The organism is Streptomyces sp. STR69 (assembly GCF_024519455.1).
Taxonomy (GTDB): Bacteria; Actinomycetota; Actinomycetes; order Streptomycetales; family Streptomycetaceae; genus Streptomyces.
On record NZ_JALJRY010000001.1, the window covers coordinates 603,897 to 629,952 of the forward strand.

Below are 26,056 nucleotides of genomic sequence, written 5' to 3' on the forward strand. Positions count from 1 at the left end.
TCAGGCTCCCTTCCTGGTGCGGCGTTCCGTCGGCTGGGTCACGCGGTCGAGCATCAGGCCGAGGCAGACGATCGCGGCGCCCGCCACCAGGCCGGTCGCCAAGTCGCCCTGGGCCAGGCCGAATACGGCGTCGTAGCCGAGCGCGCCACCGCCGACCAGGCCGCCGATGATGACGACGGCGAGGACGAGGACGACGCCCTGGTTGACGGCGAGGAGCAACGCCGGGCGGGCGAGCGGGAGTTGGATCTGCCGCAACTGCTGGGCGCTGGTCGCGCCGAGCGAGCGGGCCGACTCCAGGGCGGCCGGGTCGACCTGGCGCAGGCCCTGGGTGGTGATGCGGACGACGGCGGGGAGGGCATAGACGACGGCCGCCGCGACGGCGGGGGCGCGGCCCACGCCGAACAGGGCGACGACCGGGATCAGGTACACGAACTGCGGCATCGTCTGGCAGACGTCGAGGACGGGCCGCAGGGCGCGTTCGAAGCGGTCGCTGCGGGCGGCGGCGATACCGGTCGCGAAGCCGAGGACGAGGGTGACGGCCACGGCGGCGAGCACCTGCGACAGCGTGTCCAGCGACGGCTTCCACACACCGAGCACACCGGTCGCGGCCATGGCGAGGACGGCGGTGAGCGCGGTGCGCCAGGTGCCGATCACCCAGGCCAGGGCGGCGACGATCAGGAGGACTGCCCACCAGGGCAGCCACTGCAGTCCGTCGCGTACGGGGTCCAGCACCCAGGTGGTGAAGTGGCCCGCCCAGTCGGCGGTGCCGCCGAGGTAGGGGACGCCGGAGTAGAGGTGGGCGGTCATCCAGTCGACGACGCGGTTCACCGGTTCGGCGATGTCCAGACTCCAGCCGGAGGGCCAGTCGAGGGCGCCGGCCAAGCGGGCGGCCAGCGCTACGGCCACGGCGGCTGCGAGCGCGTACAGCCAGAGGCGGAGACCCGTGCCCTGCTCCCCCGTGGGCTCGTCGGTCTGCTCGCCCGCCGCCGCCGTGACCCGGTCGAGTACGACGGCCAGCAGCACGATCGGGATGCCTGCGGCCAGGGCCGCGCCCACGTCCACGGAGGCGAGGGCCTGGTAGACGCGGTCGCCGAGGCCTCCGGCGCCGATCACGGAGGCGATGACGGCCATGGACAGGGCCATCATGATCGTCTGGTTGAGGCCGAGGAGGAGCTGCTTGCGGGCCAGCGGGATACGGGCGGTCAACAGGCGTTGGGGTCCGGTGGCGCCCAGGGACTCGACGGCCTCCAGGACCTCCGGGTCGGCCTCGCGCAGGCCGAGCGCGGTGAGGCGGGCCATCGGCGGGGCGGCGTAGACGACGGTGGCGAGGACGGCGGCGGGGACGCCGATGCCGAAGACGAGGACGACGGGGAGGAGGTAGGCGAAGGCCGGGAGCACCTGCATGGTGTCCAGGACCGGGCGCAGCGCGCGGTCCGTCCGCTCGGAGAGGCCGCCGGCCAGGCCGAGCAGCGCGCCCACGACGACCGAGGTGAGCACCGCGACCACCATGAGCGCGAGGGTCTGCATGGTCGGCACCCACATACCGAGCAGCCCGCAGACGAGGAAGGCGACACCGGTCCCGACCGCGAGCCGAACACCGGCCGCCCGCCAAGCGACGAGGGCGCCGAACGCGGTGACGCCCGCCCAGCCCGCGGCGAGCAGGACCAGGTAGACGGCGCGTACGGAGAGGACGACGGCGTTGCTGATGTAGCCGAAGAAGTAGAGGAACAGTGGGTGGCTGTCGCGGTTGTCGATGATCCAGTCGTTGGCCCGGCCCAGCGGTCCGGACAGGTCGACGGTGAGGGCGCCCGGCCAACTGCCGCTGGACCAGTGGGCGTTGGCGAGCGGCACGAGGACCGCGGCGGCGAGCGCGAGCAGCAGGAGCTTGTGCGCGGCCCGGTGCCGGAGGATTCCGGGGAGGGCGGGGCGCGGGGCGGGTGCGGTGACCGTGGCCATCAGACCGCCTCCTTGCCGGTATCGGCGAGCTCCGCCCCTGCCACGACGTCCAGCAGCCGTGCCTGGTCGACCACGCCCAGACAGCGGCCGTCCTCCACCACACAGGCGGGCCGGCCGCTGCGGGACACCACCTTGATGGCCTCGGCGACGACCGCGTCGGCCGCGACCGCACCGGGGTGCTCCGCTCCCCCGCAGTCCCCGGCCCGCATCGCCGTACGGACCGTCATGACGTCCGCGCGCGGCACGTCCCGTACGAACTCGCGGACGTAGTCGTCGGCCGGGGAGCCCACGATCTCCTCGGGGGTGCCGAGCTGGACGATCCGGCCGTCGCGCATGAGGGCGATGCGGTCGCCGAGTTTCAGCGCCTCGTTCAGGTCGTGGGTGATGAAGACCATCGTGCGGCCCTCCTCGTGGTGCAGCCGGACGACCTCCTCCTGCATGTCGCGCCGGATCAGCGGGTCGAGTGCGCTGAACGGCTCGTCGAAGAGCAGGACTTGGGGATCGACCGCCAACGCCCGGGCCAGGCCCACGCGTTGGCGCTGGCCACCGGAGAGCTGGCCGGGTCGGCGCTGTTCCATCCCCTCCAGGCCGACCTTGGTGACGACCTCGGCGGCCCGGCGGCGGCGCTCGGCCTTGCCGATGCCCTGGATTTCGAGGCCGTAGGCGACGTTGTCGAGGACCGTGCGGTGCGGGAGGAGGCCGAAGTGCTGGAAGACCATCGCGGCGCGGTGGCGGCGCAGTTCGCGCAGCCGGGACCTGTCCATGGCGCGGACGTCCTCGCCGTCGATGGCGATCGAGCCCGCGGTCGGTTCGATGAGGCGGGTGAGGCAGCGGACCAGGGTGGACTTGCCGGAGCCGGACAGGCCCATCACCACGAAGACCTCGCCCTTGCGCACGTCGAAGGAGACGTCACGGACGGCGGTGGTGCAGCCGGTGCGGGTGCGCAGGTCGGCGGCGTCGAGGGCGGCGAGTTCCGGATCGGCCGGGATCTGCTCGGACTTGGGGCCGAAGACCTTCCAGAGGCCGTCCACGGAGAACACGGGGCTGTTCGCGGCGGTGGAGGTACTCATCACGCACCGCCCCCGATCAGATCGACGGCCCGTTCGCCGACCATGAGCACCCCGATCATCGGGTTCACGGCGGGCATGGCCGGGAAGACGGAGGCATCGGCGATGCGAATGCCGTCCAGACCGCGGATACGCAACTCCGGGTCCACCACGGCCAGTTCGTCGGCCCCGTCGCCCATCCGGCAGGTGCCCGCCGGGTGGTAGACGGTGTGGGCGACCTTGCGGGCGTACTCGCTCAGTTCGGCGTCGCCGAGGATCTCCGGGCCGGGGGCCACTTCCCGCTTGAGCCAGCCCGCGAGGGGTTCGGTGCGGGCGATCTCGCGGGCGATGCGGATGCCGTCGACGAGGGTGCGGGCGTCGTAGTCGTCCTCGTCGGTGAAGTAGCGGAAGTCCAGGGCCGGTTTGACGGCAGGGTCGGCGCTCTCCAGGTACAGGCGTCCCCGGCTCTTCGGCTTCGGGATGTTCGGGGTCATGGAGACGCCGAACTCGGGGCGTTCGTAGCCGAGCCGCTCGGGGTTGTCGGTGAAGGGGACCTGGTAGAAGTGGAACATCAGGTCGGGGCCCGGGTGTTGGGGATCGCGGCGTACGAAGAGACCCGCGTCGGAGTCCATCGCGGAGTTCTCCGGGATCGGCCCGTCGGTCTCCCAGACGATCACCGACTCGGGGTGGTCGAGGAGGTTCTCGCCGACGCCGGGCAGGTCGAGCGCGACGGGGATGCCGAGTGCTTCGAGGTCCGCGCGGGGGCCGATGCCCGAGTGGAGGAGCAGGCGCGGGGAGTCGACGGCGCCCGCGCAGAGGACGACCTCGCGGCGGGCCCGGACGAGAAGCTCCTCACCGTCCTTGGTGCGGACGTGCACACCCTCGGCGCGGGTGCCGTTCAGCTCCAGCCGGTGGGCCCAGGTCTCAAGGAAAATGGTCAGGTTGGGGCGCTCGTCCATCACCGGGTGCAGATACGCCACGGACGCGCTGGACCGCTTGTTGTTCTCGGGGTGGTAGGCGAGGTCGAAGAAGCCGACGCCGTCCGTGAAGGGGGCCTTGTTGAAGCCCTCGACGCGCGGGACGCCCAGCGCCTGCTGCGCCGCGTCGACGAAGTCGCGGGCGATGGCGTTCCGGTCCTTCTCGTCGACGGGGACGATGTTGTTGAGGAGGCGGGCGTAGTACGCCTCCATCGCTGTCGCGCCCCAGCCCTTGGCGCCGGCCGCCTCCCACTCGTCCCAGTCGGAGGGCAGCGGCTTGAAGGCGATGAGGGTGTTGTGCGAGGAGCAGCCGCCGAGGACGCGGGCGCGGCTGTGACGGATGTGCGAGTTGCCGCGCGGCTGCTCGGTGGTGGGGTAGTCGTAGTCCAGTTCGCCGCCGAGGAGGCCCATCCAGCGGCGCAGGGTCAGTACGTCCTCGCGGCCGACGTCGCTGGGGCCGCCCTCGATGACGGCGACGGTGACGTCGGGGTTCTCGGTGAGGCGGGAGGCGATGACGGATCCTGCGGTGCCGCCGCCGATGACGACGTAGTCGTACGAGTACGAGCTCTCGTTCTCGGGCATGGGGGTACTCACTCCAGTGGGGGCTGGGGGTCGAAGGGGACGTGGGGCGTTCCGCGAAGCGGGTGGGGCTCAGCTCGCGAACCAGCGCACCGGCTCCGGCGCCAGGTTCTGGTAGACGTGCTTGGCCTCGCGGTACTCGGCGAGTCCGGAGGGGCCCAGCTCCCGGCCCACACCACTCTTTCCGAAGCCGCCCCACTCCGCCTGCGGGAGGTAGGGGTGGAAGTCGTTGATCCAGACGGTGCCGTGCCGCAGCCGTCCGGCGACGCGTCGGGCGCGGCCCGCGTCGGCGGTCCAGACGGCGCCCGCGAGGCCGTACTCGGTGTCGTTGGCGAGCGCGACGGCCTCGTCCTCGGTGCGGAAGGTCTCTACGGTGAGGACCGGTCCGAAGACCTCTTCGCGTACGACGGTCATCTCGCGGTGGCACTGGTCGAGGACGGTCGGCTCGTAGAAGTAGCCGGTGGCGGGGAGGGTCGCGGAGGGCTCGGGGCGCCTGCCGCCGGAGCGGAGCACCGCGCCCTCGGCGAGGGCACCGGCGACGTACGACTCGGTCCTGGCGCGCTGCTGCTCGGAGACGAGCGGGCCGCACTCGACGCCGTCCTCGGTGCCCCGGCCGAGGCGGATCCTGGCGGCCCGGCGGGCGAGTTCGGCGACGAAGCGTTCCCGGACCGTCTCCTCGACGATGAGCCGGGCGCCCGCCGAGCAGACCTGGCCGCTGTGGATGAAGGCGGCGTTGAGGGCCTGGTCGACGGCGGTGTCGAAGCCCTCCTCGGTGGCGCAGGCGTCGGCGAAGACGACGTTGGGGTTCTTGCCGCCGAGTTCGAGGGCGACCTTCTTCACGGTCACGGCGGCGGCCTGTGCGACCTTCGTGCCGCTGACGAGACCGCCGGTGAAGGAGACGAGGTCGACGTCGGGGTGCTCGGCGAGCCGGGCGCCGACCGTGTGGCCGGGGCCCGTGACGAGGTTGGCCACACCGCTCGGCAGTCCCGCCTCGACGAGCAGGTCGATCAGGGCGATCGTCGTCAGCGGGGTGATCTCGCTGGGCTTGACGACGAAGGTGTTGCCGGCCGCGAGGGCGGGCGCGATCTTCCAACTCGCCTGGAGCAGCGGGTAGTTCCAAGGGGTGATCAGCGCGCAGACACCGACGGGCTCGTACACGACGACGCTGTGGACGTCGGGCGTGCCCGCGTCGACGACCCGGCCGGCGGCTTCGGCTGCGACGAGGTCGGCGAAGTAGCGGAAGGCGTCGGCGACACAGTCGATGTCGATCCGGCCCTCCTCGACGGTCTTGCCCGCGTCCCGGCTCTCCAGCAGACCGAGCCGCTCACGGTCGCGCACCAGCAGATCGGCGACGCGGCGCAGCAGGGCGGCGCGCTCGGCGACGGGTGTGCGCGGCCAGGCACCCTCACCGCCGTCGAAGGCGGCACGGGCGGCGGCGACGGCTATGTCCGTGTCCTTCGCGTCGCCCTCCGCGACCACGGCGAACGGCAGCGCGTCCGCGGGGTCGATGATCTCGCGGGTGGCCCCGGAGACCGCTTCCAGCCACTCGCCACCCGCGTGAATGGTCTTCCCCGCCTGCTGTTCCGTCTTGTCGGCCATGATCGGTATTGCCTTCCGTTCCTGTTCAGCGCCCCGGCGTCACCCCACTGTCGCTCTCGGGGACTGCGAGCGCCTGCCCGGGACGTCCGTATGCATGCGCGATCCATGGCCGGAAGTGGGCCGGGTCACTGAACAGGGGGACAAAAAGTGACCAATAGGAACACTGGACATCGGCATCCCCTGGACTCCCCAGGCTCCTTTGACTAAAGCCAAAGAAATATGGACCCCATCACGGATGCCACGGCAGAACCGGCGTCGCCCGACGACATCGCCGCCGTCCGCCGTTTCAACCGCTACTTCACCCGCCGTATCGGCGCCCTCGACGACCACTACCTCGGCCAGGACCGCCCGCTCGGCGAGGCACGGCTGCTCTTCGAGATCGGCGACGGCGTCTCCCTGCGGGAGCTGCGCGGACGGCTCGCCCTGGACGCGGGCTACTTGAGCCGGATGGCGAAGTCCCTTGAGGCCCAGGGCCTGGTCCGGCTGACCGTGCCCCCGCACGACACCCGACTGCGCCTGATCGAGCTGACCCCGGCCGGCCGTGTCGAGGTCGAGGAACAGAACCGCCGCGCCGACGCGCTCACCGCCGGCCTCCTCGGCACCCTCACCGCACCCCAACGCACCGAGCTGACCAGGGCGTTGGCGACCACACAACGCCTCCTCCGGCTGGCCGGCATCACGGTCGCCCTGGTCGACGGCGCCGCCGAGGACGCCCGCGGCTGCCTCGACGCCTACGCCGCCGACATCGACGCCCGCTTCCCGGAGGGCTTCGACAAGACCGACCTCGTCCGGCCGGAGGAGGTCACCGGGGAGACGGGCGCGTTCTTCGTCGCGTACGAGGAGGGGCGGCCGATCGGCTGCGGGGCACTGCGGACACTGGAGCGGGGCACGGGCGAGATCCGGCACGTCTGGGTGCACCCCGCCGCCCGCCGCCTGGGCCTGGCCCGCCGCATCCTGACGGAGCTCGAACAGGCCGCCGTGGCACACGACTTGACCGTCGTACGGCTCGACACGCACGCGGTGCTCACGGAGGCGCAGGCGATGTACCGGGCCTGCGGGTACGCGGAGATCCCGGCCTATGTGGACCATGTCTACGCGGACCACTGGTTCGAGAAGCGGCTGTCCGGACCGGGGGGCTCGAAGAGCGGCTAGCCGGGTCGGCGTCATGGCGTGGATGCCAGGCCAACCCCGCCTTCAGCGTGGGCAGTTGAAGCGGTACGTCGAAGGTGACCAGGCCCAGGGCGTCGGCGAGGGGCCCTCGTCCCGAAGCCCGCCGTCCGCCGGTCGCACCGCCCACGTCCCGTCATCGGCACCGGTCTCGCCCTCATCGGCCCGGCCTGCTCGTCGGGCACCGGGCTGTCGATGCCCGCGATCACGGTCGGCGTCGTCACCTCGCTGCCGCCGCACCGGACAGGCCTCGGCTCCGGCCCGGGCACCTCGGCCCGCGAACCCGGCGCGGCCCTCGGCGTCGCCGTCACCGGTACGATCCTGGCCGCCCACCCCGACCTCGCCGACGGCATGCGCCCGGCGCTGCGCACGGTGGCTCTGATCGTCCTCGCCGCGACGGCGGTTGTGGTTCCCGGACACCGCGAGCGGACCGCCACACGCACTATCGCGTCCGGCGAGGAACACGTAATATCGCGTCGCGTCTGAACATCAACTCCCCTCACGCACCGCCCAGTTGAGGAGCACCCGTGCCCACCGCCCTCCTGAACCCGGTCCTCGACCTGCTGACCCTCCGAGCCACCGTCACCGCGGCCGAACCCGTCACCGCCCGGATGCGCCGACTGCGCGTCGAGGGCGACACCCTCACCGGACTCGACGTCCGCCCCGGCCAACAGGTCCGCGTCCTGGTCGGCGGCCTGACCCTTCGTACGTACTCGGTGTGGCGCTACGACCCGTCCGGCGCCGTCGAGTTGTGCGTGCTGGACCACTCCGAGGGGGGACCCGGGGCTCGTTGGGGCAAGAGCGTCGGCGTCGGTGAGCAGGTGCGCCTGCGCAAGCCCGAGGGCACCTTCACCCTCCGGCCCGACGCCGCCCACCACGTCTTCGTCGGCGAGGAGACGGCCTCCGTCGCCTTCGGCGCGATGCTGGCGGCGCTGCCCGAGGGGGCGCGGGTCTCCGGCGCCGTGGAGACGGAGTCGGCCGCGGACCGGCTGCCGCTGGCGCACTCCGACCGCCTCGACTGGCTTACCAGGGGCGGGACTTCACTCCCGGACGCGGTGCAGCGCCTTGCCCCCGAGCCGGGCGGGATCGCCTACGTCGCCGGGGAGGCCCGGACCGTGCAAGCCGTACGGCAGGTGCTCGTAAGGGAGTTGGGCTGGGACCGGAGGTCCGTCCTCACGAAGCCGTTCTGGGCGCCGGGGAAGCGGGGTCTGGAGTAGGGGCAGCAGGTCGGCAGGTCGCCCCCGCCGGTCAGCACTTCGCGCCCGCCGGACAGAAGGAGGCCACCGCCTCCGTGAGCGGGTCCCTGACCAGGGCCGAAGACACGGACTCGGGGCCGCTGACGTGGATCGCGTACAGCGAGCCGTCCGCCGCCGCGAAGCGATGGTCGATCACCCGGCGGGCACCGTGGTCCAAGTCGTCGTAGCGGTAGGTGAGTTCGGCCCAGGTGGGGCCCGAGGTGCGGCCGAGGACCTGGTAGCCGGGCTGTCGGGCGAAGCCGTAGCCGGGGGCGTGCTCGGCGAGGTCCAGGGACTCGGCCGGGGAGGGCTCGGTGACGCGGAAGATCTGCAGGCGGCGGGTGCCGTCCGGGGAGTCGTAGGAGATCACCGGGGCCTTGGCACCCTGCCGTTGTACGCGGGTCCAGTCCCGGGGGATCTCGACGGTGTAGCCGGTGGGGTCCTGGGTGGTGCGGTAGGCGGATCGGGCCACGGCCACCTGGTCATGAGTGGTGGTGCGGTCCTGGGTGACGTACCAGAACCCGGCGCCGGCTCCCGCGCCCAGCACGACCGTGGCGGTGACCACGAGCACGAACCGCCAGGCGCTGCGGCCGGAAACCGGTACGGGAGCGGGAGCCGGAGCGGGAGCGGGTGGTGACACCCACGGCGGCGGGGTCAGCGAGGTCTGTGTCTCCGCCGTCGACCACGCCGACCAGACCGCCTGTCCGCTCTCCTCGCTCGGCCCGCGTCGCGCCCCGAAGTCGTCCCAACCGCTCATCACGAACCCCCCGAATCACCGCACCACGTACTGCTTCAGAAGTTAGCGGCGGAAAAGGGCACGGACCCCGCTCCGGTGGAGAACCGGAACAGGGCCCGTGCAAGCCCGTGACAGAGCCGTGGCGAACGGCCCCTCGGGGTGGCTCAGATGAGGCCGAGGGAGCGGACCGCGTCGCGCTCCTCCTCCAGCTCCTTCACCGACGCGTCGATGCGGGCGCGGGAGAACTCGTTGATGTCCAGGCCCTGGACGATCTCGTAGACGCCGTCCTTCGTGGTGACCGGGAAGGAGGAGATGAGGCCCTCGGGGACGCCGTAGGAGCCGTCCGAGGGGATGCCCATGGAGGTCCAGTCGCCGTCCGCCGTGCCGTTGACCCAGGTGTGTACGTGGTCGATGGCGGCGTTGGCGGCGGAGGCCGCGGAGGACGCGCCGCGGGCCTCGATGATCGCGGCGCCGCGCTTGGCGACGGTCGGGATGAACTCCTCGGCCAGCCACTTCTCGTCGTTCACGGTCTCGGCGGCGTTCTTGCCGGCGACCGTGGCGTGGAAGATGTCGGGGTACTGGGTGGCGGAGTGGTTGCCCCAGATGGTCAGCCGCTTGATGTCGGCGACCGTGGTGCCGGTCTTCTTCGCGAGCTGGGTCAGCGCGCGGTTGTGGTCGAGGCGGGTCATCGCGGTGAAGCGGTCGGCCGGTACGTCCGGGGCGGCGGCCTGCGCGATGAGCGCGTTGGTGTTGGCCGGGTTGCCGACGACGAGGACCTTGATGTCGTCCGCGGCGTTGTCGTTGATGGCCTTGCCCTGCGGCTTGAAGATGCCGCCGTTGGCGGAGAGCAGGTCGCCGCGCTCCATGCCCTTGGTACGGGGGCGGGCGCCGACGAGGAGGGCGACGTTGGTGCCGGCGAAGGCGACGTTCGGGTCGTCCGTGATGTCGATGCCCTGGAGCAGCGGGAAGGCGGAGTCGTCGAGCTCCATCGCCGTGCCCTCGGCGGCCTTGAGCGCCGGGGTGATCTCCAGGAGACGCAGCCGGACCGGCACGTCCGCGCCGAGCAGCTGGCCGGAGGCGATGCGGAAGAGCAGGGCGTAACCGATCTGGCCGGCCGCGCCGGTGACGGTGACGTTCACGGGAGTGCGGGTCATGGCGTTCTCCGTATGACAGCTGGCGGTGGGGCGGCACTGCCCCGGGGTGCGGGACGTACAAATGATCGATCTCTTGGCGTCAAGAGATCCACCGGTCAGGCTATCGCGCATCCGGTATCGCGTACTGCCGGGTCCGTGTGGCCCGCCCCACAGCGTCGGGCCCGGGGCACGGAAAAGGCGGCCGTCCGGCTCGGGAGAGGAACACCGGACGACCGCCGTGGGGGTACCGGGGATCCGGACTCCCGTGGGGGTGAGGACCGCCTGCCCGGATCCGGAGCGGGCATTCCCCACGTTCACCGAATCCCCACATACGCGCCCTACGCGCCCTAGGTCGTGCACCCCTTCCGGCCCGACGCGAGGGTCACACAGGCCTTCGCCTCGCCGGCGTCCTTCACCGCCACCATCGGGGTGTACGCGATGTTGTCGCCGGCCGCCGTGATGCTGTCGCTCTCCTTCGTGGTCCCCGCGCTCACCTGGACGGAGTCCCCCGGTACTCCGGCGGTGATCCGGCCCCAGGCGGCGCCGCAGGTCTTGCTGTAGCGGACCTCGACGACGGTCGTGCCGACGGTCGCGGTCTTGGCGGTCGTCGCCGCGCCCGCGTCCGTGGTGCAGCCCATGGCCTCGGCGTCCTTGCCGGTGCAGCCGGCGCCCGCGCACTTCACTCCGGCCGGCAGGTCGGGGTTCGTGCTGACGGACGGCGAGGCCGAGGTGTGCGTGGCGCTCGTCGTCTTCTTGTCCCCGCCCCCGTGGCGGGTGAACAGGAACACGGCCGCGATCACGACCAGCACCCCGACGACCCCGGCACCGAACATCAGCAACCGCCGCCTGGCACCGGCCAGTCCGTCCGGCGGCCCCGGCCGGGGCGCCCGCGGCAGTTCGCCGTGCGGCACCGGAGCCTCCGGCACCCGCCCGGCCCCCGGCCGCACAGCCGCGCCTCCGGACGACTGCCCGGGCCCGGACCCCGGCCCCGCATACCCGGCCAGCCCCCACGAGTTGCCGACCTGCGAGGCACCTTCCCGTACGTCGGGCTCGGGCGCCGCCGGCTGCGGCGGCACCGTCGGGGACACCCCCGCCGGACCCGCGATCCCCGGGGTCGCGGTGACACTGCCGCCCTTGCGGGCCGTCTTGCCGCCCTCCGCTTTCCCACTCTCGGTCTTACCGCTCTGGGCCTTGCCGCTCTGTGCGTTGGCCGGAGGCGCCCCGAACTCGCCGAGCGCGGCACGCGCCTGGGAGATCCGTATCGCCTCCATGGTCATGTCGTGCCGCATCTCCGAACGGCTCCAGGCCCGCTCGGCCAGCTCCCACATCGTGGTCAGATGGACGGGATGGGTGCCGGTGACCTCCGCGAGGGCGACGATCGCGCCCTTCGGCGCGAGGAGCCGGCCGTTGAGATAGCGGTCCCAGGACGTCTTGCTGTAGCCCGTGCGGTCGGCCACCGCCGCCACGCTCAGGCCGCTGCGGTCCACGAGCCGCCGCAGCTGGCTCGCGAACTCCTTGACCTGCGGATCGAGTTCATCCGGCAAGGCCCTCCAACGAGGCATTGCTTTCCCCCCTCTGCCCTGAATTGCCCACGCTAACGCGGTTGTTGGTCGAGTTCGTTGCAAATCCGCAAACTTGTCAATACATCGACACACCGGACACATACCGGCGTTCACCCGAGCACAACGGCTCCCGCGACAGCCATGAGAAGCATCAGAAACAGCAGCACCAACGCATACCGGAGCAGTCGTCCACCGGGCCCGCCCGCAGGCTCACCGGGTGGCGTGTCCCACCAGGGCAGGGTCGGATCGTCCCGGTATTCGTCCCCGCCCGCCGCCTGCTCCGGGACGGTGACCGGGCGGGGCCAGGCCTGGACCGCCAACTCCCAGCGCACACTGATGCGTTCGGGATCGGCGCCCGCGATCCGGCACAGGGCGACCACGGCCTGCCGGGGCGGGGGCTGGCCGGCGTTGAGATAGCGGTGCCAGGAGGACTTGCTGTACGCGGTGCGCGCACCGAGCGCCACCAGGCTCAGTCCGGTGCGGTCCTTGAGGAGGCGCAACTGCTCCACGAAGTGCCGTACCTCCGCCGGCAGATCGTCCGGCAGCGGCTGCCAGCCGCTCATCGCTCCCCCACCGCCCGCCCGCTCGCCCGCCCCACTTGCCCGTTCCGAGCGAAATGACGACACCGGAAGGGGAACGGTTCCCTCGTCGCGGCGGGGTGCGGAGCGCGTAGCGAAACGGTCACCTCCGTGCCACAGCGCGCTGACAGCCGTTGAACAGCCCGCTCACGGCGCGGCACGCTGAAACACAGACGGCGGCGCGTCCCTGCTCGGGGGAGGGGACGGGCCGCCGTCGTGAGTCGTGAACCGACCGGCTGTCAGCTGGTGTTGACCGTGTAGTGCAGCGTGTCCTTGAGGAACGGGATCACCAGCCACGGCTTGGGCTGCGCCATCATCGCCAGCAGGACGATCGCGAGGCCGAGCACGCAGTAGGTGAGGACGTCGGTGAAGCGGGAGCGGACGGCGAGCATGCCCACGTCCGGCAGGACCCAGCGCAGGACGGCGCCGGCCAGCAGGGCGGCGCCGATGAGCAGGGTGCCGTAGCGGAAGACGTCGAAGGCGGTCAGCAGGAGGCCGAGGCCGACCGTGCAGAGCACCGCGAGGATCGGCCACTGGCGGGCCGGGGCCGGGGCGGCACCGGACGCGGCCCGGCCGCCGCCCTCGGGGCGGGCGGTGTCCCGGGTGAAGAGGGGGAAGCGGCGGGTGGTGCGGCGCGGGGTGCCGTCGGCGTCGGGGGCGCTGACGGGGTCCGTCACCTCGATGTCGTCCACGGCTTCCGCACCCTTCCCCTGGTCCTTGCTGTCAGGCGACACTGCGCTCCGCCGCCTCGACCACGTTGACGAGCAGCTGGGCGCGGGTCATCGGGCCGACTCCGCCGGGGTTCGGGGAGATGAAGCCGGCCACCTCGGCGACGCCCGGGTGGACGTCGCCCACGATCTTGCCGTCGGCGTTCCGCGAGACCCCGACGTCGAGGACGGCGGCGCCCGGCTTCACGTCCTCGGGCCGGATCAGATGGGCGGAACCGGCGGCGGCGACGATGATGTCGGCGCGCTTGAGGTGGGAGGAGAGGTCACGGGTGCCGGTGTGGCACTGGGTCACCGTGGCGTTCTCACTGCGGCGGGTGAGGAGGAGGGGCATCGGGCGGCCGATGGTGACCCCTCGTCCGACGACCACGACCTCGGCGCCCTTGATCTCCACGCCGTAGCGGCGCAGGAGGGTCAGCACGCCGTTCGGGGTGCAGGGCAGCGGGGCGGGCTCGTTGAGGACGAGGCGGCCGAGGTTCATCGGGTGGAGGCCGTCGGCGTCCTTGTCGGGGTCCATGAGTTCGAGGATGCGGTTCTCGTCGATGCCCTTGGGGAGCGGCAGTTGGACGATGTAGCCGGTGCAGGCCGGGTCCTCGTTGAGTTCCCGGACGACCGCCTCGATCTCCTCCTGCGTTGCGGTGGCGGGCAGTTCGCGCTGGATGGAGGCGATGCCCACCTGGGCGCAGTCGCGGTGCTTGCCGGCGACGTACTTCTGGCTGCCGGGGTCGTCCCCGACCAGGATCGTGCCGAGGCCGGGCGTGACGCCCTTCTCCTTCAGCGCCGCCACGCGGGCGGTCAGATCGGACTTGATCGCGGCTGCGGTGGCCTTGCCATCGAGAATCTGGGCGGTCATGACCCCATCCTCGCGGATGACCGGGCCCCGATTCCAATCAGGCGTCTCCACAACCCGTACGGAAGATGCGGAATATACGCAATATACGGAATTCCGCTGCGCGAGGGCAGTCGCCTCCAGAACCATGGGGACACAGTGCCGCGTGCAGTACCGGGGGAACGCAGCGCGTCCGGACCATCCACACCATCCGCTTGATGAACAGGGCTTTCCTCCAGTCGGTGCCGCACGCCGTCCCCGCACTCGTCCGAGGCAGACGGAGGAGAGACGCCATGAGTTTCGGCGACCCGAACAACCCGTACGGGCAGCCCGCCCAGCCATCACAGCCGCCCCCGCCACCCCAGCAGCCCCCCACCGCTCCCGGCTACACCTACGGCTACCCCCAGCAGCAGCCGTACGCCGGCTATGGCTATGGCTACGGCTATCCGGGCGGCGCGATGATGCCCGCGCCGTCGATGCCCGGGCTGCTCATGACGGCCCGCGTCTTCCTGTTCATCATCTCCGCGACACAGATCCTGGCCGGTCTGGCCTGGATCTACGTCGGCGCCTTCGTCAGCGATGTGACGGACGACGCCACCTCCGTGGTCCCGCTGAAGTCGGTCGGCGACGCCGGTCACGCGGTGGCCGGAATACTGGTGTTCATCGGGCTCGTCAGCCTCGGCTTCGCCGCCCTGTCCATCACCCTGGGCGTCAAGTTCGGCCGCGGCGGCCAGGGCATCCGCGTGACCACGGTGGTCTACGGCGCGCTCGGCACGCTCGTCGGCTTCCTCTTCCTGATCATCGCCCTCGACAGCGGACCGGCCGCGGCGGTCCTCTACGCGCTGCTGTGGGTCGGTTTCGGCGCGGTCATCACGGCGGCCCCGATGGTCGCCAGCGGCACGGCCTGGTTCGCGCGTCCGCGCCACTGAGAAGAGACCGAAAAGAGCAAACGAACACATTCGGTCGACACGCGAAATTGATGTTTCGCTTACACAACACATGAGGATTCCAACTGGACAAAAAGTGATCACCCCCACGAACATGAGCGGCGCAGTACCGCGGTTCATGTTCGGGGGGAAAACCGCTCAAGCAACGACGTTCCTCCGCGCAACCCGCATCGTCCCCACCTGAGACAGTGCAGACGGAGGAACCTCGCCATGAGCTTCGGCGATCCGAACAACCCCTACGGGCAGCCCCAGAACGCGCCGCAGGGCCAGCCCGGTTACGGCTATCCCCAGCAGCCCCCGCAGCAGGGCTACGGCTATCCGCAGGGCGGCCAGCCCGGCTACGGCTTCCCCCAGCAGCCCGGCTACCCGGGCGGTCCCGGTATGCCCGGTGCCCCGCGCATAGCCTCGATGGGCCGGCGTTTCGGTGCCCGCGTGATCGACGGACTGATCATCGGCTTCGTCTACTTCGTGCTCTCCTTCGCGGGTGTCGCCGGCTCGATCAGCGCCATCAGCGACTGCGACCCGAACGCCGCCGACTACCAGTCCTGCGTGAACGACGCGGCCGGCCACGTGGTGGCCGCGGTCGGCGCGGTCATCGGCGCCCTGACGATCTGCAGCCTGCTCTACGAGTGGCTGATGATCGGTCTGGTGGGCGCGACCCTGGGCAAGATGGCCGTCGGCCTCCGTGTGGTGAAGGCCGACACGGGCCAGAAGCCGGGCCTGGGCTCGTCGATCATCCGCTGGGTCATCCCGGTGGTCGGCAGCATCGCCTGCGGCATCGGCGAGCTCGTCGTCTTCCTGTCCCCGTTCTGGGACAAGTCCGGCCGCCAGCAGGGCTGGCACGACAAGGCCGCGGGCACGATGGTCATCCAGAACTGACGGTCCCCATACGGCTCAGGGCCGTGCCACCCGACGAATGGGGGGCACGGCCCTGAGCCGTATCTGCGGACCTCGGTGGAACTCGGCGGACCTCGGTGAACCTCGGTGAACCTCAGTGAACCTCAGTGGAAGAAGTGCCGCGTCCCCGTGAAGTACATCGTGACGCCCGCCTTCTTCGCGGCCTCGACCACCAGCTCGTCACGGACCGAACCGCCGGGCTGGACAACGGCCTTGACGCCGGCCCCGGTGAGGATCTCCAGCCCGTCCGGGAACGGGAAGAACGCGTCCGACGCCGCGAACGAACCCCGCGCCCGCTCCTCCCCCGCCCGCTCGACCGCCAGCTTCGCCGAGTCCACGCGGTTGACCTGTCCCATGCCGACGCCGACCGAGGCGCCGTCCTTGGCGAGCAGGATCGCGTTGGACTTCACGGCCCGGCAGGCCTTCCAGGCGAAGGCGAGGTCAGCGAGGTCGGACGCGGACAGCGCCTCGCCCGTCGCCAGCGTCCAGTTGGCCGGGTCGTCGCCGTCGGCCTGGAGCCGGTCGGTGACCTGGAGCAGGGCGCCACCGTCGATGGGCTTGACCTCGGCCGGGTGCGAGGGCGCGCCCGGGGTCTTCAGGACCCGGATGTTCTTCTTCTTGGCGAGGGCTTCGAGGGCACCGTCCTCGTAGTCCGGCGCGACGATGACCTCGGTGAAGATCTCGGCGACCTGCTCCGCCATCTCCTTGCTGACCGGCCGGTTGACGGCGATCACGCCGCCGAACGCCGACAGCGGGTCGCACGCGTGCGCCTTGCGGTGCGCCTCGGCGACGTCCGAACCGATCGCGATACCGCACGGGTTGGCGTGCTTGATGATCGCGACACAGGGCTCGTCGTGGTCGTACGCGGCACGGCGGGCGGCGTCCGTGTCCGTGTAGTTGTTGTACGACATCTCCTTGCCGTGCAGCTGCTCGGCCTCGGCGAGACCGATGCCCAGGCCGTCGACGTAGAGCGCGGCGGGCTGGTGCGGGTTCTCGCCGTACCGCAGCGTGCTCTTGCGCTCCAGGGTGGCACCCAGGAAGTCCGGGAACCCGGAGTCGTCCACGGGCGCGTAGGCGCTCGCGAACCAGCCGGCCACCGCGATGTCGTACGACGCCGTGTGCTGGAAGGCCTCGGCGGCGAGCCGCTTGCGGGTGTTGAGGTCGAAGCCGCCGGTCTGTACGGCGCTCAGCACGTCGGCGTAGCGGGCCGGGCTGGTGACGACCGCGACCGACGGGTGGTTCTTGGCGGCGGCGCGGACCATCGACGGGCCGCCGATGTCGATCTGCTCGACGCACTCGTCGGGAGAGGCGCCCGAGGCGACGGTCTCCCGGAACGGGTACAGGTTGACGACCACCAGGTCGAAGGGGGCCACGCCCAGCTCGTCGAGCTGCTGACGGTGGCTCTCCAGACGCAGGTCGGCGAGGATGCCGGCGTGCACCTTGGGGTGCAGGGTCTTGACCCGGCCGTCCAGACACTCGGGGAAGCCGGTCAGCTCCTCGACCTTGGTGACCGGGACGCCGGCGGCGGCGATACGGCCGGCCGTGGACCCGGTGGAGACCAGCTCCACGCCGGCCTCGTGCAGGCCGCGCGCCAGCTCTTCCAGGCCGGTCTTGTCGTAGACGCTGACCAGCGCGCGACGGATGGCTCGCTTGTTGCTCTCGGCGGTCACTGGATAACTACCTTTCGTCCCTCGATGCGATAGCCGTTGCGGGCCAGCCGCCCCACGACATCGACGAGCAGCCTTCGCTCGACTTCCTTGATGCGCTCGTGCAGAGCGCTCTCGTCGTCCTCGTCCCGGATCTCGACCACGCCCTGAGCGATGATCGGTCCGGTGTCGACGCCGTCGTCGACGAAGTGGACGGTGCAGCCGGTGACCCGGGCGCCGTACGCGAGCGCGTCCCGTACGCCGTGGGCCCCCGGAAAACTGGGCAGCAGGGCGGGGTGCGTGTTCACGACCCGGCCGCCGAAGAGGGCGAGGAACTCCTTGCCCACGATCTTCATGAACCCGGCCGACACGATCAGGTCGGGCCGGTACGCGGCGGTGGCCCCGGTGAGGGCCGCGTCCCACTCCTCACGGGTCCCGAAATCCTTCACCTTGCAGACAAAGGTGGGCAGCCCGGCGCGCTCGGCACGGGCGAGCCCCTCGATGCCCTCGCGGTCCGCGCCCACGGCCACGATCTCGGCTCCGTACGCCTCGTCGCCCTCGGTCGCGATGGCGTCGAGCAGCGCCTGCAGATTCGTACCGGAACCGGAGACCAGCACGACAAGGCGCTTGGCCACGGGCTTGGCGGCCACGGCGGGGCCCTTTCTCGGGGGAGCGGGGTGCGTGCGACCGGCCCGGTTCGTGCATTCATACGAATGCTTCGCGCCCCGGGATACGGGGAAGTCTACGAAGCGGCCGACCGTCAGCAACGATACCGGCACACCGGACAGCCCCCACGGGACGGGGGCGTGGCCGGAAGGTAGCGTCTGCGGAGAGCGGGTTCGGGAACGCGGTTGTCGTGCGAGGCGTTCACGAAGTAACAGCTCATGTCGGAGAGACGTATCCAACAAGGGGAAGACGCTCACTTGATGCCGGACCGCAGTCTGCGACTCCTCACGTTCCCCCCGCAGTCGTTGCAGGGAGGGGAGCGCGGCACCAGGCTGCTCCGGGAGCGGCCCTCGTCGCCGCCCGACGCGCCCTCGGAGGGACAGAGCGGTGCGGGGCAGGACGACAATCCGTTCGCCCCGCCGCCCGAGGGCACCCCTGACCGGCCCTGGCAGCCCCGGCGCCCGGAGGGTGACGAAGACGGCGACACCCCGCAGAGCGACGGCGGTCGTTCGCCGTGGGGCAGTCAGTGGAGCGACCGGCAGCCCGGGCGTTCCCAGGGCGCCTTCGGCGAGCGGCCCGGCGGACAGGGCGGCCCCACCGGCGGCCCCGAGGGCCCGAGCGGCCCCGGTTCCGGCCCCGGCATGCGCTGGGACCCGACGGACCCGGCCCAGCGCCGCGCCCGCTACGCCCTGCTGAGCGGTATGTGGGCCTTCTTCTTCGCCCTCTTCAGCTGGCCGTACGTGGCCCTGCTGCTCGGCGCGCTGGCCATCTACTGGGGCGGCAGCGCCCTGCGCGCCAAGCCCCGCACCACCGACCCGGACACCCCGGCCGCCCCCGAGGCACCGGGCCGCCCCCAGACGACGGCGGCGGTGAGCGGCCTGGTCACCGCGTCCCTCGCCATCGCCCTGGTCGCCGCGATGTTCGTCGCGCAGCTGGCCTACAAGGACTTCTACACCTGCACGAACGACGCCCTCACGAACGAGGCGAAGCAGTCCTGCAACCAGCTCCTTCCGAAGGATCTGCGGGGCCTGCTGGGAACCGCCAACTGACGGACGAAGCCGGTCAGTTCGGCTCGGGCTCGTCCGTGGGTTCGGGGTGCTCCGAGTGCTCCGAGTGCTCCGAGTGCCCCAGTGGAGTCGACGCCTCCCTCAAGACCGCCCAGCGGGCCTCGCGGGAGGCGTTGTCGTACCAGGGGGTGGGCGAGGGCTCCGGCGGGACATCGGCGGGCAGGAAGTCGTACGGGTCGAACGTCGCGTCGTGGTCGTAGGCGATGTACGGCTGCTCGACGGGGAGCGGGAGCGTAGGCGCCGCCTTCTTCCGTCCGCGGGTGAACCGACTCCGGGCGGCGGTGAACGACTTCAGGAAGCGCCGTCCCGTCGGAAGGTCCGGCGCCTTCTCCGCCGCCGACTCTGCCTCACCGTCCCGGGGCTTCCCGATCGTCGACTTCCCGACCGTCGGCTTCGGCGCTCTGGGTTCGCGCAGTCGCCAAGCCCGCAGCCCCATCGCCGTGGGCACAGCGACCACCGCGAGCCACCCGAGCGCAGCGACCCCGGTCTGCCACCACACCGGCCCGAACCGGGCGAGCGCGGCACCCCCGAGCGGACCGCCGGACAACTCCGCGAACAGCGCCAGCGTTACGGCGCACAGGGCGGCGGCGAGCAGCGCGGTGGCGGCGGTGCGGCCCTGGGGCCAGGGCGTCGACGCCCGGGTGGTCACGGCTCGTGAGCCGCCCGCCCCCGCCAACTCGCCCTCGCCGTCGCCCCGTTTGCCCACCGCGACCCGTGCCACGAACCACCCGACCATCACCCCGGCGGCCAGCGGCACCAGCCCCGCCAGCCAGTTCAGCGGGGTTCCGGTGCCCGCGTCCGGGACCGCCGCGAGGAGCGGGAACGGCGGGAGCAGGGGGGCCGGGGCCGAGGAGAGCGGGTCCACCGTGTGGCGGGCGCCGAGCGCGAAGCCGGGGCCCAGGGCATAGGCCGCCGACCAGACCGCCGCGTTCGGGATCAGCGCGAGGCAGAGCAACAGGACCGCGAACCGCCCCGACAGAGCCTCCGTCAGCCGCAGGAACGACGTCTGCGCCGCGCCGCCGTGCCAGACCAGGGACGCCGTGAGCAGCAGCGCACCGCCCCCGACGAACACCGCCGTGCCGATACCGGCGGCGCGCGCGGCGGTGCCGATGCGGTCCCGGGACTCGCGGGCCTCCGGGCCGAGGACGAGCCGCCGCAGCCCGGCCGGCAACAGGACCAGCACGCTCAACACGGGTTCACGCGGGCGCCCGTACGCCGTCCACACACCCGAACCGGCCGCGCCCGCGGCCAGCAGCGGCAGGCACACCGCCGTCCAGCTCCAGGAGGGGGAGAGTTCGCCGCCGGACGCGTAGAGCGCGGCTGCGGTACCGACGGCGAGGTAGCCGAGGGCGACGCCGGTCCAGGCGGTGCGGGCCGGGACCGGCGGGATGTCGGTGCCGGTCTCGTCGTCTCCCCCGCCCAGCACCGCGTCCCTGGCTGCCCGGTGCAGCAGCCAGACCGGGAGGGCGAGGAGGAGCAGCGGGGTCACGCCCACGGGGGCGGGGATTCCGGAGAGGGTGTCGGTGCGGACCAGTTCGACGCCGTGCGCGAGGAGCCAGAGCGCGGCGGCCATGTGCAGGGCGCCGCCGGGTCCGCTGTCGGGGTACGGCGAGCTGATCCACAGCACCATCACGAGCACGGCGAACGAGCCGAGTCCGAGCCCCGCCGCGACGGCACCACCCAAGAGGCTGGCGGCCAGTCCGGGGGATCGGTCGCGCATCCGGGTGAGGAGGGGCGACAACGACGGTCGGCGGTGGGTCATCGGCATCACGACCGCCATGCTCCCAACGACACGCGCTTTTCCGTCGTAACAGGCGAACCTCCGAAGTGTCGCTCAATATACATTTATGTACTTTTTCGCACGAAGGGGCACCCGGTGACGCAGACCCCTGCAACCCCGCTCCCGCCGCCCAAGGAACGCCGACGGCTGCGCGAGGCCGCGTCCCTGACGCAGGCTCAGCTCGCCACGCGGGTGGGCGTCAGCCGCGAGACGGTGCGCGCGTGGGAGACCGGCCGCACCACACCACGCGGCCGGAAACGGGAGGCGTACGCGAAATTGCTCAACGACCTGGCCGAGGGCACCCCCGCAGTGGAAGAGGCAGAGGTGGATGTAGTTGAGGTGGAGGCGACGGCGCCGGAGGCTCAACCGGAGCCATCGCACGCCGACATCGTCGTGGTCGAGATCCCCGTACCGCACACCGATCCGGCGCCCGCCCCCCTGACCCCCGCTCAGGCCTTCGACGCGCTCTACGCGTTCTGCGCGCCCTCCCTTGTACGGCAGACCTATCTGCTGACCGGGCGGCGCGAGTTGGCGCGGGAATCCGTCGAGCGCGCCTTCCAGACCGCGTGGCAGCGCTGGCCCGAGGTGGCGGTCGACCGCGACCCGGCCGGCTGGGTGCGCTCGGTCGCGTACGAGTACGCGCTCTCCCCCTGGCACCGTTTCCGCCCCAGATACCGCCACCCGGAACCCCCACCCCCGGCCCCCGCCGACCGCGCCCTGCTCACCGCACTCCTCAAACTCCCGCCGTCGTACCGCCGCACACTTCTCCTCTACGACGGTGTCGGGCTCGGTCTCGCGGAGATGGCGGCGGAGACGGAGGCGAGCACGCCGGCCGCGGCGAACCGGCTGCTGCACGCACGCGAGGCGCTTGCCGCGCGGCTCCCCGAGTTGTCGGACCCGACCGAGTTGCACCGGCGGCTGACCGAACTGGCCTCCACGGGGCGGCTGCACGCGGCGAAGCCGCCGACGGTGCGGTTCGTCGGCGAACGCCGGACCGTGTTCTGGACCCGGGCGGCGATCGCGTTCACCGTCACCATCATCGGCGCGACGACGCTCACGGTGCGGAGTGCGCCCACGCATTACGAGCCGCCGGTGCCGTTGGGGCAGCGGGTGGAGGGGGTGCCTGCGCGGGTGGTGCAGGGTTCTTTGCCCGAGGAGGAGGTGCGGCTCCGGGATCGTCTGCGGACCGGGATGACCGCTGGGCCCGAAAGACTGCTTCCGTTGAGTCGTTAGGTGCGGGCCGGTGGGGGCTGGTCGCGCAGTTCCCCGCGCCCCTAAAGACACCAGCCCGCTGTCTCTTTTAGGGGCAACGCACCGATGGGCCCGCTCCAATCCACGGAGCGGGCCCATCGACGTTCAGCTAGGAAACTCAGCCGGCCAGAATCTCGCGGGCCAGCTTCGCCGTCTCGGTCGGCGTCTTGCCGACCTTGACGCCGGCGGCCTCAAGGGCCTCCTTCTTCGCGGCGGCCGTGCCGGAGGAGCCGGAGACGATGGCGCCGGCGTGGCCCATGGTCTTGCCCTCGGGCGCGGTGAAGCCCGCGACGTAACCGACGACCGGCTTGGTCACGTTCTTCGCGATGAAGTCCGCGGCCCGCTCCTCGGCGTCGCCACCGATCTCACCGATCATGACGATCAGGTCGGTGTCGGGGTCGGCCTCGAACGCGGCGAGCGCGTCGATGTGGGTGGTGCCGATGACCGGGTCGCCACCGATACCGACGGCGGACGAGAAGCCGATGTCACGCAGTTCGTACATCATCTGGTACGTCAGCGTGCCGGACTTCGAGACCAGGCCGATGCGCCCCGGCTTGCTGATGTCGCCCGGGATGATGCCGGCGTTCGACTGGCCCGGGGTGATGAGACCGGGGCAGTTCGGGCCGACGATCCGGGTCTTGTTGCCCTTCGCGACCGCGTACGCGTAGAACGCGGCCGAGTCGTGGACGGCGATGCCCTCGGTGATGACGACCGCGAGCGGGATCTCGGCGTCGATCGCCTCGACGACGGCGGCCTTGGAGAAGGCCGGCGGTACGAAGAGGACGGATACGTTCGCGCCCGTCTTCTCCATCGCCTCGGCGACCGTGCCGAAGACCGGGATCTCGGTACCGTCGATGTCGACCGACGTGCCCGCCTTGCGCGGGTTCACGCCGCCGACGATGTTCGTTCCGTCGGCCAGCATGAGCTTGGTGTGCTTCATGCCCGTGGCACCGGTCATGCCCTGGACGATGACCTTGCTGTCCTTGTTGAGGAAGATAGCCATGGCTGTTTAGTCCCTCGTCCCTTACTTCGCAGCCGCGAGCTCGGCGGCCCTGTCGGCCGCGCCGTCCATGGTGTCCACGCGCTGGACCAGCGGGTGGTTGGCGTCGGAGAGGATCTTGCGACCCAGCTCGGCGTTGTTGCCGTCGAGGCGGACGACGAGGGGCTTGGTGACTTCCTCGCCCTTGTCCGCGAGCAGCTGCAGCGCCTGCACGATGCCGTTGGCGACCTCGTCGCACGCGGTGATGCCGCCGAAGACGTTGACGAAGACCGACTTGACGTCGGGGTCGCCCAGGATGATCTCCAGGCCGTTCGCCATCACGGCCGCGGACGCGCCGCCGCCGATGTCGAGGAAGTTGGCCGGCTTCACGCCGCCGTGCGCCTCACCGGCGTACGCGACGACGTCCAGGGTGCTCATGACGAGACCCGCGCCGTTGCCGATGATGCCGACCTCGCCGTCGAGCTTGACGTAGTTGAGGTTCTTCGCCTTGGCGGCGGCCTCAAGCGGGTTGGCGGCGGCGTGGTCGACCAGCGCCTCGTGCTCCGGCTGGCGGAACTCGGCGTTCTCGTCCAGCGAGACCTTGCCGTCGAGGGCGATGACACGGCCGTCGGCGACCTTCGCGAGGGGGTTGACCTCGACGAGGAGGGCGTCCTCCTTGACGAAGGTGTCCCACAGCGTCACCAGGATCTCGGCGACCTGCTCGGCGACGTCGGCCGGGAACTTCGCCTGCGCGACGATCTCGCGGGCCTTCTCGATGCTCACGCCCTCGTTGGCGTTGACCGGGACCTTCGCGAGGGCCTCGGGGTTCTCCTCCGCGACGACCTCGATCTCCACGCCGCCCTGGACGGACGCCATGGCGAGGAAGGTGCGGTTGGTGCGGTCGAGGAGGTACGAGACGTAGTACTCCTCGACGATCTCGGGCGCGGTCTCGGCGATCATCACCTTGTGGACCGTGTGGCCCTTGATGTCCATGCCGAGGATGTCCGTCGCGCGGGCGACGGCCTCGTCCGGGGTGGCGGCGAGCTTCACGCCACCGGCCTTGCCACGGCCGCCGACCTTCACCTGGGCCTTGACGACGGACTTGCCACCGAGACGCTCTGTGGCTGCGCGGGCCGCCTCAGGCGTGTCGATGACTTCACCGGCCAGCACCGGTACATCGTGCTTGGCGAAGAGGTCCCTCGCCTGATACTCGAACAGGTCCACGCGCTTCCGTCCTCAGTGATCTCGCGGTTCGTTGGATGCGTGGGCGTGCCGCGAAGGGCAACGTGACGTCCGCTGTCACAAGGGAGGCGCACACGGTGACCGAGCGCGCGGCATGTCCGTCTCGCAGGTTATCGCTGCTTGCAGGGGGCCCCTAAATCGAGGGTCACACCTGAGCGGTGATACCTGTCACATGATGCCGGAATCCGTGACACGGAGTGCCGCGGACGGGGCTTATGGGTGGGCCCTTTCGAGCGGGTCCCTCGGGCGGGGTCCCGCCGGGTTGGGGCCGGCCCGGCGGGACCCCATACCGCGAGACGCACCCCGGAGAGACCGACGGCATTCGGCCGTCCGGGGTCACTGCCTCACGGAGTCGGTCACTCCCAGTGCCGGACGGTCCGGGCGTGGACATTGTGTGCGGCGCGTGCAGCCCGTGCGCCCTGGATGGCCGCAGCGGCCCTGACCCGGGACTCTCTCGGGACGGAGACCACGGCATCGACGAGACGTCGCCGGACTTCGGCCGTGGCGATGTCGGTGTTCTGGTTCATACGTGTGCTCATGCGTGCGTCGGTTCCTCAGGCATCGCGAAAAAAGGGGGCATGACGGCATTCCGGGCAGGTCAACTGCCAGAACGGCCTGCCTAGCCTGGGAAAACGGGAACGTCCCGGTACCTGTCCCGGGTCTCCGCCACGTCCGCCCGCGCGGCGGCACCGTGCTCAAACCGCACGAGCACCCGGTTGCCCAAGGTCACGGCCTGCGCGTCACAGTGCCGCGAGCTGCCGCCGTCCACGGCCTGCTGATCGCGTGGGGTGCCGCTCGGGTCCCCGTTGGGTGCCTGGTGAACGGGGGCGTGGCCGACGGTCGGGGCATGACGTACGGCTGCGTGTCCTACGGCGCGGGCCTCATCAGCAGGGGCGACGAAGCGCGGTCCGTACGGGACGCCCGCACCTGCGCCCACCGTCACCTCGGCAGGCCTCGCATCCGTACGATGCGCACCACTCGAAGGCCGCGCCGGTGCCGGAGCCCTGTGCGCTGGAGGCGCCTGCACCGGAAGCACCGGCTGACTCGGCGCTGCGGGGACCGAGGGCAAGGTGGGTAGCGAGGGCGACGAAGGTGCCTCGGCCAACACCTCGGTCACCGTCTTCGTCACCACGTCACTCACGGGCCGCACGACCCGCTCCACGGCGTCCGACACCGGAGCGAGAACAGGAACCTGAACAGAGATCTGAACCGGAACCGGCTTCACCACCGAGGTCACCGAAGCCATCACCGGAATCCCCGGCTCGCCGAGCCTCACCGGCTTGCCCAGAACCCCGTCCGCCGCCTGTGCCTGTCCCCCGCACAGCAACCCGAGCACGAACAACCCGCCCACCAGCAGCGCCAGTTGGAGCACGCGCCGCCCCGCCGCCGTACGCGTCACGCGCAGGGCGGCACCGGACAGTGCGGCGGGCCGGATCATGAGGCGACGATCCTCGCACGG

Annotated in this window: 23 protein-coding genes and 2 pseudogenes; 7 read left to right on the plus strand and 18 right to left on the minus strand. The window is 71.3% G+C overall.

Annotated features, from left to right (window positions below; all coding sequences use genetic code 11):
• The 4 genes from OC490_RS02840 to OC490_RS02855 all read right to left on the minus strand — a co-directional run bounded on the left by OC490_RS02840 (position 1) and on the right by OC490_RS02855 (position 6,157).
• The gene (locus OC490_RS02840; RefSeq protein WP_262056124.1) at positions 1-1,956 is read right to left on the minus strand and encodes an ABC transporter permease; all 1,956 of its coding nucleotides are present in this window, start codon (positions 1,954-1,956) and stop codon (positions 1-3) included.
• Positions 1,956-3,026 (minus strand): glycine betaine/L-proline ABC transporter ATP-binding protein, encoded by a 1,071-nt coding sequence (locus tag OC490_RS02845; protein WP_262056125.1) that lies wholly within the window; start codon positions 3,024-3,026, stop codon positions 1,956-1,958. Before OC490_RS02845 ends, OC490_RS02840 begins: the two co-directional genes overlap by 1 nt.
• The gene (locus tag OC490_RS02850; RefSeq protein ID WP_262056126.1) at positions 3,026-4,561 is read right to left on the minus strand and encodes a GMC family oxidoreductase; all 1,536 of its coding nucleotides are present in this window, start codon (positions 4,559-4,561) and stop codon (positions 3,026-3,028) included. Before OC490_RS02850 ends, OC490_RS02845 begins: the two co-directional genes overlap by 1 nt.
• A 69-nt stretch (positions 4,562-4,630) precedes the next feature.
• Entirely contained in the window at positions 4,631-6,157 is a 1,527-nt protein-coding gene (locus OC490_RS02855; protein ID WP_262056127.1) for an aldehyde dehydrogenase family protein, read from the minus strand.
• A gap of 219 nt (positions 6,158-6,376) precedes the next feature.
• Here OC490_RS02855 and OC490_RS02860 point away from each other — a divergent pair, with 219 nt between their 5' ends.
• The gene (locus OC490_RS02860; protein ID WP_262056128.1) at positions 6,377-7,309 is read left to right on the plus strand and encodes a helix-turn-helix domain-containing GNAT family N-acetyltransferase; all 933 of its coding nucleotides are present in this window, start codon (positions 6,377-6,379) and stop codon (positions 7,307-7,309) included.
• Here the strand turns inward: OC490_RS02860 and OC490_RS02865 are convergent.
• Positions 7,308-7,412 (minus strand): annotated as a pseudogene (locus OC490_RS02865) (LysR family transcriptional regulator); the annotation flags it as partial. The gene OC490_RS02860 and the pseudogene OC490_RS02865 sit on opposite strands and share 2 nt — an antisense overlap.
• Here OC490_RS02865 and OC490_RS02870 point away from each other — a divergent pair.
• Both OC490_RS02870 and OC490_RS02875 read left to right on the plus strand, forming a co-directional pair.
• A pseudogene (locus OC490_RS02870) lies at positions 7,412-7,810 on the plus strand (MFS transporter); the annotation flags it as partial. The pseudogenes OC490_RS02865 and OC490_RS02870 overlap by 1 nt on opposite strands.
• A gap of 41 nt (positions 7,811-7,851) precedes the next feature.
• Entirely contained in the window at positions 7,852-8,541 is a 690-nt protein-coding gene (locus tag OC490_RS02875; protein ID WP_262056129.1) for a siderophore-interacting protein, read from the plus strand.
• A 31-nt stretch (positions 8,542-8,572) separates the two neighbouring features.
• Here OC490_RS02875 and OC490_RS02880 read toward each other — a convergent pair whose 3' ends face one another.
• The 6 genes from OC490_RS02880 to OC490_RS02905 form a co-directional block, all read right to left on the minus strand.
• On the minus strand, positions 8,573-9,316 hold the full coding sequence (locus OC490_RS02880; protein WP_262056130.1) for a hypothetical protein: 744 nt from the start codon (positions 9,314-9,316) through the stop codon (positions 8,573-8,575).
• Positions 9,317-9,459: 143 nt separating this feature from the next.
• Positions 9,460-10,449 (minus strand): malate dehydrogenase, encoded by a 990-nt coding sequence (locus tag OC490_RS02885; protein WP_262056131.1) that lies wholly within the window; start codon positions 10,447-10,449, stop codon positions 9,460-9,462.
• Between the two features lie 326 nt (positions 10,450-10,775).
• On the minus strand, positions 10,776-11,972 hold the full coding sequence (locus OC490_RS02890; protein ID WP_262056132.1) for an XRE family transcriptional regulator: 1,197 nt from the start codon (positions 11,970-11,972) through the stop codon (positions 10,776-10,778).
• A 128-nt stretch (positions 11,973-12,100) separates the two neighbouring features.
• Positions 12,101-12,553 carry a helix-turn-helix domain-containing protein gene (locus OC490_RS02895; RefSeq protein WP_262056133.1) on the minus strand — a complete coding sequence of 151 codons (453 nt, stop codon included), beginning with the start codon at positions 12,551-12,553 and terminating at the stop codon, positions 12,101-12,103.
• 254 nt (positions 12,554-12,807) lie between these two features.
• Entirely contained in the window at positions 12,808-13,260 is a 453-nt protein-coding gene (locus OC490_RS02900; RefSeq protein WP_262056134.1) for a DUF3017 domain-containing protein, read from the minus strand.
• A gap of 31 nt (positions 13,261-13,291) precedes the next feature.
• A complete protein-coding gene (locus tag OC490_RS02905) occupies positions 13,292-14,146 on the minus strand; it encodes a bifunctional methylenetetrahydrofolate dehydrogenase/methenyltetrahydrofolate cyclohydrolase (RefSeq protein WP_262056135.1) in 855 nt (284 codons plus the stop codon).
• Positions 14,147-14,415: 269 nt separating this feature from the next.
• Between OC490_RS02905 and OC490_RS02910 the strand changes: the two genes are divergently transcribed.
• Together OC490_RS02910 and OC490_RS02915 are read left to right on the plus strand one after the other, a co-directional pair.
• The gene (locus tag OC490_RS02910) at positions 14,416-15,051 is read left to right on the plus strand and encodes a hypothetical protein (RefSeq protein ID WP_262056136.1); all 636 of its coding nucleotides are present in this window, start codon (positions 14,416-14,418) and stop codon (positions 15,049-15,051) included.
• A 228-nt stretch (positions 15,052-15,279) separates the two neighbouring features.
• Positions 15,280-15,948 (plus strand): RDD family protein, encoded by a 669-nt coding sequence (locus OC490_RS02915; RefSeq protein WP_262056137.1) that lies wholly within the window; start codon positions 15,280-15,282, stop codon positions 15,946-15,948.
• Between the two features lie 122 nt (positions 15,949-16,070).
• Here the strand turns inward: OC490_RS02915 and purH are convergent, their stop codons facing one another.
• Both purH and purN read right to left on the minus strand, forming a co-directional pair.
• Positions 16,071-17,636, minus strand: coding sequence for a bifunctional phosphoribosylaminoimidazolecarboxamide formyltransferase/IMP cyclohydrolase (gene purH / locus OC490_RS02920; RefSeq protein ID WP_262056138.1), 1,566 nt, complete (start codon positions 17,634-17,636; stop codon positions 16,071-16,073).
• On the minus strand, positions 17,633-18,262 hold the full coding sequence (gene purN, locus OC490_RS02925) for a phosphoribosylglycinamide formyltransferase (RefSeq protein ID WP_262056139.1): 630 nt from the start codon (positions 18,260-18,262) through the stop codon (positions 17,633-17,635). The genes purH and purN overlap by 4 nt, the downstream gene beginning before the upstream one ends.
• Positions 18,263-18,538: 276 nt before the next feature.
• Here purN and OC490_RS02930 point away from each other — a divergent pair, with 276 nt between their 5' ends.
• Positions 18,539-19,327 (plus strand): hypothetical protein, encoded by a 789-nt coding sequence (locus OC490_RS02930; RefSeq protein WP_262056140.1) that lies wholly within the window; start codon positions 18,539-18,541, stop codon positions 19,325-19,327.
• 13 nt (positions 19,328-19,340) lie between these two features.
• On the opposite strand, the gene OC490_RS02935 is transcribed toward OC490_RS02930, so the two are convergent.
• Entirely contained in the window at positions 19,341-21,125 is a 1,785-nt protein-coding gene (locus tag OC490_RS02935; protein ID WP_262056141.1) for a DUF6350 family protein, read from the minus strand.
• Positions 21,126-21,221: 96 nt separating this feature from the next.
• On the opposite strand from OC490_RS02935, the gene OC490_RS02940 reads away from it, so the two are divergent.
• Positions 21,222-22,358 (plus strand): helix-turn-helix domain-containing protein, encoded by a 1,137-nt coding sequence (locus tag OC490_RS02940; RefSeq protein WP_262056142.1) that lies wholly within the window; start codon positions 21,222-21,224, stop codon positions 22,356-22,358.
• Between the two features lie 136 nt (positions 22,359-22,494).
• Here the strand turns inward: OC490_RS02940 and sucD are convergent, their stop codons facing one another.
• The 4 genes from sucD to OC490_RS02960 all read right to left on the minus strand — a co-directional run bounded on the left by sucD (position 22,495) and on the right by OC490_RS02960 (position 26,035).
• Positions 22,495-23,379 carry a succinate--CoA ligase subunit alpha gene (gene sucD / locus OC490_RS02945; RefSeq protein ID WP_262056143.1) on the minus strand — a complete coding sequence of 295 codons (885 nt, stop codon included), beginning with the start codon at positions 23,377-23,379 and terminating at the stop codon, positions 22,495-22,497.
• Positions 23,380-23,400: 21 nt separating this feature from the next.
• Entirely contained in the window at positions 23,401-24,579 is a 1,179-nt protein-coding gene (sucC, locus tag OC490_RS02950) for an ADP-forming succinate--CoA ligase subunit beta (protein WP_262056144.1), read from the minus strand.
• Between the two features lie 374 nt (positions 24,580-24,953).
• Positions 24,954-25,136 (minus strand): hypothetical protein, encoded by a 183-nt coding sequence (locus OC490_RS02955; RefSeq protein ID WP_262056145.1) that lies wholly within the window; start codon positions 25,134-25,136, stop codon positions 24,954-24,956.
• 80 nt (positions 25,137-25,216) lie between these two features.
• Complete coding sequence (locus OC490_RS02960) at positions 25,217-26,035, minus strand: hypothetical protein (protein ID WP_262056146.1); 819 nt, start codon at positions 26,033-26,035, stop codon at positions 25,217-25,219.
• Positions 26,036-26,056: the final 21 nt, after the last annotated feature.